Annotated in this window: 6 protein-coding genes; 2 read left to right on the top strand and 4 right to left on the bottom strand. The window is 53.1% G+C overall.

All coding sequences use genetic code 11. From position 1 onward, the window contains the following. Nucleotides 1–107: 107 nt before the first annotated feature. The 4 genes from HMPREF2756_RS05240 to dnaK all read right to left on the bottom strand — a co-directional run bounded on the left by HMPREF2756_RS05240 (nucleotide 108) and on the right by dnaK (nucleotide 4,236). On the bottom strand, nucleotides 108–563 hold the full coding sequence (locus HMPREF2756_RS05240; protein WP_070619029.1) for a heat shock protein transcriptional repressor HspR: 456 nt from the start codon (nucleotides 561–563) through the stop codon (nucleotides 108–110). A 3-nt stretch (nucleotides 564–566) separates the two neighbouring features. Beyond that, the gene (locus HMPREF2756_RS05245; RefSeq protein ID WP_070619032.1) at nucleotides 567–1,607 is read right to left on the bottom strand and encodes a DnaJ C-terminal domain-containing protein; all 1,041 of its coding nucleotides are present in this window, start codon (nucleotides 1,605–1,607) and stop codon (nucleotides 567–569) included. 200 nt (nucleotides 1,608–1,807) lie between these two features. Further along, the gene (locus tag HMPREF2756_RS05250) at nucleotides 1,808–2,383 is read right to left on the bottom strand and encodes a nucleotide exchange factor GrpE (protein WP_070619035.1); all 576 of its coding nucleotides are present in this window, start codon (nucleotides 2,381–2,383) and stop codon (nucleotides 1,808–1,810) included. A 2-nt stretch (nucleotides 2,384–2,385) separates the two neighbouring features. Continuing rightward, nucleotides 2,386–4,236, bottom strand: coding sequence for a molecular chaperone DnaK (gene dnaK / locus HMPREF2756_RS05255; RefSeq protein WP_048778456.1), 1,851 nt, complete (start codon nucleotides 4,234–4,236; stop codon nucleotides 2,386–2,388). Between the two features lie 452 nt (nucleotides 4,237–4,688). On the opposite strand from dnaK, the gene HMPREF2756_RS11465 reads away from it, so the two are divergent. Together HMPREF2756_RS11465 and HMPREF2756_RS05265 are read left to right on the top strand one after the other, a co-directional pair. Then, a complete protein-coding gene (locus HMPREF2756_RS11465; RefSeq protein ID WP_070619038.1) occupies nucleotides 4,689–6,860 on the top strand; it encodes a pentapeptide repeat-containing protein in 2,172 nt (723 codons plus the stop codon). Between the two features lie 76 nt (nucleotides 6,861–6,936). After that, nucleotides 6,937–8,098: pentapeptide repeat-containing protein (locus HMPREF2756_RS05265; protein WP_210393528.1), on the top strand; the 1,162-nt coding region annotated here is incomplete at its 3' end.

Raw genomic sequence — 8,098 nt, forward strand, 5'->3', positions numbered from 1 at the left:
GGTCAGGCACGCCGCCCGCCTGACACTCGTAAAGAGTGAAGTAAGCACATGGCTAAGCTGACATGTCACGTTACGTTGTCGTCGGTTGAGAACCACCCACGGTAAAACTATTTCTGCCGGTACAGCACCACCGCCGAGGAGCGTTTGCGCGGTGCCGGGCGCCGCCCCCGCTGGATGTTCACCACATCCCCGCGGGTGCTGGCTGCGAACACTCGTTCCGCCAGCCCCAACTTGGCGTGCGCATCCTCAAGCTGGGCCTGCAGGCGGGCAATATGATCCCGGTGTTCCTCCACCATCTCTTCAAGCTCAATAATCCGGCGGATTCCCTCAAGCGAAACGCCCTCCTGCGAGAGCTGCTGAATACGCTGAAGTAAATCCACATCGCGCTGCGAATAGCGCCTGGTCTTGCCCGGCGCACGCGAAGGCTGCACCAGCCCCAAGCGGTCGTATTGGCGGAGTGTCTGCGGGTGCATGCCCGCCAGCTCCGCCGCCACCGAAATCACAAAAACCGGCCGGTCGGCGCTGTAGGCAGACGCCGATGACTGCTTATTATGGGCACTCATAAGCTACCTAACTTTCTTCAAAAGGTCCTCACGGGGGTTCTCCTGTGGCGCCAGAGCAATGAACTTTTCGAAGGCTTCCTTCGCCTCATCGCTTAGGTTCTGCGGCAGGTGTACCTCGGGGATCACCAGCAGGTCGCCGGTGCCTGACTTGGTTGTGAACCCGCGTCCTTTCGCACGCAGTTTACGACCCACGCTGCCGGGGGTCAGCCGCAGTTTGACGGTTTTACCGCCGGGTACGGGCACTTCCAGCACACCGCCATTGACTGCCTCATCCAGGGTGACGGGGGCGCGCAGCACCAGGTTGTTTCCTTCGCGGCTGTAGTGCGGGTCATCCGAGACGCGCACGGTCACGATCAGGTCACCACCAGTTCCGGGGCGTCCCTTGCCACGCACACGCACTTTCTGCCCGTCCTTCACGCCCGCCGGGATGCGCGCCTCAGTACTCGTGCCGTCCGGCAGGAACACGGTCGCCTTGGTGCCCGTGTACGACTGCGGCAGGGTAATGCGCGTGCTGGTGGAAAGGTTGTTGTCCTGCGGGGCATGTTGGCGCCCGCCGCCAAAGCCTTGAGCGCCCCCGAACCCGGTGGCATCCCCAAAGTCGGCACTCGTGAACCCGGCGGTACGGCGTGAACCACCCGCTCCTCCAGCACCACCACCGAAGAGCCCGCCAAGCAGGTCTTCAATGTTGATGCCTTCGGCGCCGCCGCCGGTGGTGAAGTGCACGTTTTGGCCGTTAAATCCGCCGAACCCACCGGCACCGCCAAATCCGCCAGCGCCCGCACCGAAGCCGCCATTGGCGAACCCTGCGGCACCGTATTTACGAATCTGGTCGTATTCTTCGCGCTGCTTCTTATCCGAAAGCACATCGTAGGCTTCGGAGACTTCCTTGAATTTCTTCTCGGCTGTCTCGTTCCCGGGGTTTAGGTCGGGGTGGTATTTGCGCGAGAGTTTGCGGTAGGCCTTTTTAATATCAGATTCAGAGGCGTCTTCTTTCACGCCGAGCGTTTTGTAAAAGTCTTCTGACAACCAGTTTTCGCTTGCCATGTGTTCTCCTTTCCCGTCGTCCGGGGTTCTTGTAACGCCCCGTCCAAAGGGGCACAACCTTAGTTTTTAATCCTATATAAAGTTTAGTCTACTAGACTCAATTTTGGAAGAGAAATCCCAGAAAATCCGCGGAAATATGCGGCAAACGGGCGGGTTCTCAATTTCTCAAGAACCCGCCCGCTGTATGCTCTACGGAGTGTTTATTCGGCGGCAGCCACCGCAACCTGGGCGGTGCGTACCACGCGCTCTTTCACGCGGTACCCGTATCGCAGAACCATCGAAATGTGGTCCGGTTCTACCTCGCTGGTCGGCTGCTGCATGACCGCTTCGTGAATATTCGGGTCGAAGGGCTCGCCCACCTCACCGAAGCGTTCCACACCCTGCTTGCTAAGAGTTTCCTCAAGCTTGGTGGCAATCGCGGCGAAGGGGCCTTCCTGCAGGTCGCCATGCTTGCGTGCGGCATCAATATCGTCGAGCACCGGCAGAAGCAGGCTCACAATATCGCTCGCCACGAACTCCCGAAGCTGCTCCTTCTCGCGGGCGGCACGGTTCTTGAAGTTCGTGAACTCCGCCTGCAGGCGAAGCAGGCTGTCCAGGCGTTCTGCCGCGAGTTTCGCATCCTCTGAGGGTGCTTCCTCACTCGGCTCGGGGGTTTCCCCCGCCGCAGCCTGATCGGTTGCGGCAGGGGCTTCCTCGGCCTCGGGGTGACCCTCGGCGGCAGGGGCGTTGAATGCCTCCTCCAGCGGGTCTCCCGCAGTGTTTTCGTGTTCAGCCATGATTACTTCTTCTCGTCTTCGTCCTCGTCGATAACCTCGGCATCTACCACATCTTCATCATCTTCCTTGGAGGAAGAAGCGGAGTCTGCGTTAGCCTCTGCCTGTGCGGAAGCGTACAGAGCCTCGCCCAGCTTGGTCTGGGATGCCTGCAGCTTCTCAAGAGCGGACTTCACGGCATCGTCGTCATCGCCTTCAAGAGCTTTCTTGAGCTCGTCGACATCGCCCTGAACCTCAGTCTTGACGTCTTCGGGCAGCTTCTCGCCGTTCTCCTTCAGCAACTTATCGACGGAGTATGCCACAGACTCGGCTGCGTTGCGGGTGTCGGCTGCCTCGCGGCGTGCCTTATCCTGCTCTGCGTGAGCCTCAGCATCCTTGACCATGCGGTCAATGTCTTCCTTCGAGAGGGAGGTACCGCCGGTGATGGTCATGGATTGCTCAGCACCGGTGCCTTTGTCCTTTGCGGAGACGTGCACAATGCCGTTGGCGTCAATATCGAAGGTGACCTCAATCTGGGGTACGCCACGCGGTGCGGGGGCGATACCGGTCAGCTCGAAGGTACCCAGGTTCTTGTTGTCGCGGGTGAATTCGCGCTCACCCTGGAACACCTGAATCGACACGGAAGGCTGGTTGTCTTCAGCGGTCGTGAAGGTCTCAGAACGCTTGGTCGGAATAGCGGTGTTGCGCTCGATCAGCTTGGTCATCACGCCACCCTTGGTTTCGATACCGAGGGACAGCGGGGTCACGTCGATCAGCAGAACGTCCTTGCGGTCGCCCTTGAGCACGCCTGCCTGCAGGGCTGCACCCATTGCCACAACCTCATCGGGGTTAACACCCTTGTTGGGTTCGCGGCCGGTGAGTTCCTTCACCAGGTTAGCCACTGCGGGCATACGGGTGGAACCACCCACGAGCACGACCTCGGAAATATCCGAGACCTTGATGCCTGCTTCCTTGATAACGTCTTGGAAGGGCTTCTTGGTGCGTTCGAGCAGGTCGCTGGTGAGGTCCTCAAACTTTGCGCGAGAGAGCTTCTCGTCCAGGTGAATCGGGCCTTCGGGGGTTACCGAGAGGTACTGCAGCGAAATGTTGGTGCTGGATGCGCTGGAGAGCTCCTTCTTAGCCTGCTCAGCTGCCTCCTGCAGACGCTGCAGAGCGATCTTGTCTTTGGAGAGGTCTGCACCGGTCTTGGACTTGACCTGCTCAAGCAGCCAGTCCACAACGCGCTGATCCCAGTCGTCGCCGCCCAGGCGGTTGTCGCCGCTGGTTGCGCGCACCTGAATGGTGGAGAAGCCATCTTCGTCCTTGCCAACTTCAAGCAGGGAGACGTCGAAGGTACCGCCGCCAAGGTCGAAGACCAGAATCAGTTCGTCTTCTTTACCCTTGTCCAGGCCGTAAGCCAGTGCAGCTGCGGTCGGCTCGTTCACGATACGCAGAACGTTCAGACCTGCGATTTCGCCGGCTTCCTTGGTGGCCTGGCGCTCAGCGTCGTTGAAGTATGCGGGAACGGTGATAACCGCATCGGTCACCTTGTCGTTCAGGTATGCTTCAGCGTCGTTCTTGAGCTTCTGCAGAATACGTGCAGAAATTTCCTGCGGGGTGTATTTCTTGCCGTCAATTTCCGTCGTCCAGTCGGTGCCCATATGGCGCTTGACGGACGAGATGGTGCGATCAACGTTAGTGACCGCCTGGCGCTTTGCTACACTGCCCACCAGAACGTCGCCATCTTTGGAGAATGCGACCACGGAGGGGGTGGTGCGGGCGCCTTCAGCGTTAGGGATAACTTCCGGTTCGCCACCTTCAAGGGTGGATACGACCGAGTTAGTGGTGCCGAGGTCAATACCAACTGCACGTGCCATGTTTTGTACTCCTTAGTGTTATGCCCCGCTTCTTGGCGAGGCGGGTTCCTTGGTTAAATCTTCGGGGCGTAAGGGGTTTTTAGACCGAGCGCATGCACAGTGAAGATGTGCTGGGATGCTGCCCGGTGAGTGACCCCTTGAGCCTCATGTACTCAAGTCTTACACATGTTTGGGTGTATGTCAACAGACTTGAGTGAAAAAGACTCAATTTTTTGAAGTGGATGGGGGTTAGGGTTAGGCGGCAAGGGTCGATGTGCTGGTGATTCTGGAGCGACAAGACACGAAAACTAAGGGATTTATGGGCAATAATCCACGCGATCACCAGGGCAACACTGCCTCTACCTCACGCAGTGCGTGAGGTTAACAACGGAAAATCCGATACATAGGGTCACCCTCGCCCTATGATGGAGGGTGAGTGTTCGCTCTAGGTTGAAGGAAAGGCTGGAACAGATTTGGGTGCAACAAACTCCAGAACAGCATTTTGGGCTCTGGTGATTGTAACGGTACCCCTGGTACTTATAGCTATTGGGCTTGTAATCCTGTCAGTCATGAGATATATACAAAAACCCGAAAAGGTAATAAAAAAATTTGAATGGCTGAGAACGTTTTACATATGGCTTGGAGCACTTGCCATTCTCGGCGGCACGTGGGCATTTTTCCTTCCAATAGTCCTCAACTCAGGTTTCAACAAAGATGATGACGGTCCTGTATTGCGCCAACTACTGATATATACAGTAGGTGGACTCTTAGGTGTCATCACATTAGGAGAGACACACCGCAAGAATAATCTTGAGAAAGATAAAAACGACCAAGACCACACTCGACAGGTACATGCTGAACGCCGCAGCCGATATACCAAAGCAATCGAACATCTATTCAACGAGAATATTTCTGTTCGCCTTGGAGGTGTTTACTCTCTTGCTGGTTTAGCTGATGAGTGGTTGACTGATGAGAAGACTCTTCCCAACGAAGAAGAACGCCGTAAAGAAACACAAAATATTATTAATAATCTATGCGCATACATCCGTTCTCCATTCCCACTTGCAGAACGAGCTAACCAACTAGATAAACCCTACGCAAAATACCTACAGAACGATTTTGGCGGGGATATAGAAAAGTTTGATGCAGACAAACGATCCTTCGCCCGAGATAAAGCTACGTTAGAAGAAGAACGTCAGGTACGAAAAAGTATTATCAAAGAGATACGCGAACGATTACAAGACATCGGCGCACCAGGCCCTTGGTCAAAATTTGATTACGACTTCTCAAATGCCCTTTTCTTTTACTCTACCAATTTTATGTTTAGCCACTTTGACGCTTTCTCAAACTTTCATGGGGCAACATTCGCCCAGAGTGCTGGCTTCTCCTTGGTGACCTTCGCTAAGGATGCTGACTTCTCCTTGGTGACCTTCGCCCAGAGTGCTGACTTCTACCGAGCGACTTTCGAAAACAAACCAATATTTGAATACACACTAGACAATAAAAACTATAAAGCGAGGTTCTCATGTAATGCTGAACCACGAAATTATAACTTCGAGGTTTCGGATTATAGCCCCTATAAAATTGATACCAAAGAACAAGAATATAACGGCATTAAGTTCATCATCCCTAAAGACGCAGAGCTCTTCGACCCAGACGTTCCTCACGACCAAGATCGCATACGGCAGATACACGCCGAGCGACGCAGCCGGTACGTCACAGCAGTCAAGCAACTTTATAACGATGAGGCATCTGTTCGCCTTGGTGGTGTCTACTCTCTCGTAGGGTTGGTAGATGAGTGGTTAGCAGATGAAATAGCCATCCCCAATATTGAGGGACGCTGCAAGGAGAGCCAGGTCATTATCAACAACCTGTGCGCCTATATCCGCTCACCTTTCCTTCTTGCAGAACGCGCCGAGCAACTAGATAAGCCCTACACAAAAGATCTACAGAAAGATTTCGCCGGAGATAAAGAAAAGTTCGATGCTGATAAGCAAACCTTTAAGCAACACAAAGCAACGCTGGAAGAAGAACGCCAGGTACGTCTAAGCATTATCAAAGAGATGCATGAGCATCTACACGATGCCGAAAAACCAGGCCCTTGGTCAGCTTTTAATTATGACTTCTCAAATACAAAATTCTTCTATCCTGTTAATTTTGAGAGCAGTCATATTTGCACATTTTTAGATTTTTCTGGGGTGACTTTCACTGAGAAGGCTGACTTCTCCAAAGTGACTTGCACCGGGGAGGCTGACTTCTCTGGGGTGACCTTCGCCAAAGCTGCTGGTTTCTCCGCAACGATCTTCATCCAGGTTGCTGACTTCTCTGGGGCGGACTTCACTCAGGATGCAGACTTCTCCAGGGCAAAATTCACACGAAACACTAACTTCTCCAGGGCGACTTTCACTCAGGATGCAGACTTCTCCGAGGCAATCTTCACACGAAACGCTGACTTCTTCGGAGCGAGGTTCTCCCGTAAGGTCAATCCAGAAGGTTATAACTTCAATGTATCTTCCGATAGTCGACAAATTACTCTTGAAGACCCCCAGCCGGAATATAACGGCATTGAGTTCACGATTCCCAAAGGTGCGATACTTTTCGACCCGGACGGATCTTCAGAGCAGAAAGATGACAATGACAGCTAACGGTATACCCACATAAAATGACAGATTAGATTTCCTTGTAACAAAGAAAATCATTGCTCCTTAGGAACACATCAAGATGACAGAGACACCAAGAGAACATGAAGAAACCAACATCACTAATCCTGTTGGTAAAGTCGAGAATTTTGTTAGCAAGCACTTTGTACGACTATTAGTCTGGCTTGCAGTTAGTGGTGGTGCTCTGGCAATTTTTGGACCCTGGTTACTCTACGTTACAGGTTTAACTGGTGAAACCGACGCGAATCTTCGCCTTCATATCCTCTATGTCACCGGTGGCACTATTGCTGTTCTGGGGCTCGTGGAAACTCACCGCAAAAACACAACAGACAGAATAAAAGCAGATGCCGATATTCAGAACTATCAGGCATCGCAAGACCACCAGGCAAAGACACTCGCCGAACAAGCTCGCCATTTTACCGAAACCATCGCAAAAGAACGCGAAAAAATTGAAGCAGATAAAGCTAAAAACGAGCAAGATCATATACGACAGGTACATGCAGAGCGGCGCAGTCGATACACTACAGCGATCGAGCAGCTGTCCAACGATAAAGCTTCTATCCGTCTTGGCGGTGTCTACACTCTCGTAGGGTTAGTTGATGAATGGCTAGCAGATGATAAAACTATCCCCAATGTTGAGGAACGCCGCAAAGAAGGTCAGGTCATTATCAACAACCTGTGCGCCTATATCCGTTCCCCTTTCCTTCTTGCAGAACACGCTGAACAACTAGATGCGCCCTACGCAAAAGATCTACAGAAGAATTTCGGCGGTGACATAGAAAAATTTAATGAAGATAAACAATATTTTGCCCAAGAAAAAGCTGCTCTGGAAGAAGAACGCCAGGTACGGCAAAGCATTATCAAAGAAATGCGCGAGCATCTATCTATAAATTATTCAAAATCAGGTCCCTGGTCAGATCTTGATTATGACTTCTCAGATGCGCATTTCTTCTATCCTGTTAACTTCAACGACAGTTATTTCGGTACTTCAATAGTAAATTTCTCCGGGGCGACCTTCACCCAGGGGGCTGACTTCTCCTGGGTGACCTTCGCCCAGGAGGCTGACTTCTCCGGGGCGAAATTCACCCAGCATGCTAACTTCATCGGGGCAACCTTCACCAGGGCTAACTTCTCCAAGGCGACCTTCACCCAGGGGGCTGACTTCTCCTGGGTGACCTTCGCCCAGGAGGCTGACTTCTCCGGGGCGACCTTCACACAGGATG

It is taken from the genome of Rothia sp. HMSC067H10, assembly GCF_001810635.1.
GTDB lineage: Bacteria > Actinomycetota > Actinomycetes > Actinomycetales > Micrococcaceae > Rothia > Rothia dentocariosa.

Excerpts from the sequence above, each read along its gene's own strand:
- dnaK (WP_048778456.1), bottom strand. The coding sequence starts at position 4,236 with ATGGCACGTGCAGTTGGTATTGACCTCGGCACCACTAACTCGGTCGTA.
- HMPREF2756_RS05240 (WP_070619029.1), bottom strand. The coding sequence starts at position 563 with ATGAGTGCCCATAATAAGCAGTCATCGGCGTCTGCCTACAGCGCCGAC.
- HMPREF2756_RS05250 (WP_070619035.1), bottom strand. The coding sequence starts at position 2,383 with ATGGCTGAACACGAAAACACTGCGGGAGACCCGCTGGAGGAGGCATTC.
- HMPREF2756_RS05245 (WP_070619032.1), bottom strand. The coding sequence starts at position 1,607 with ATGGCAAGCGAAAACTGGTTGTCAGAAGACTTTTACAAAACGCTCGGC.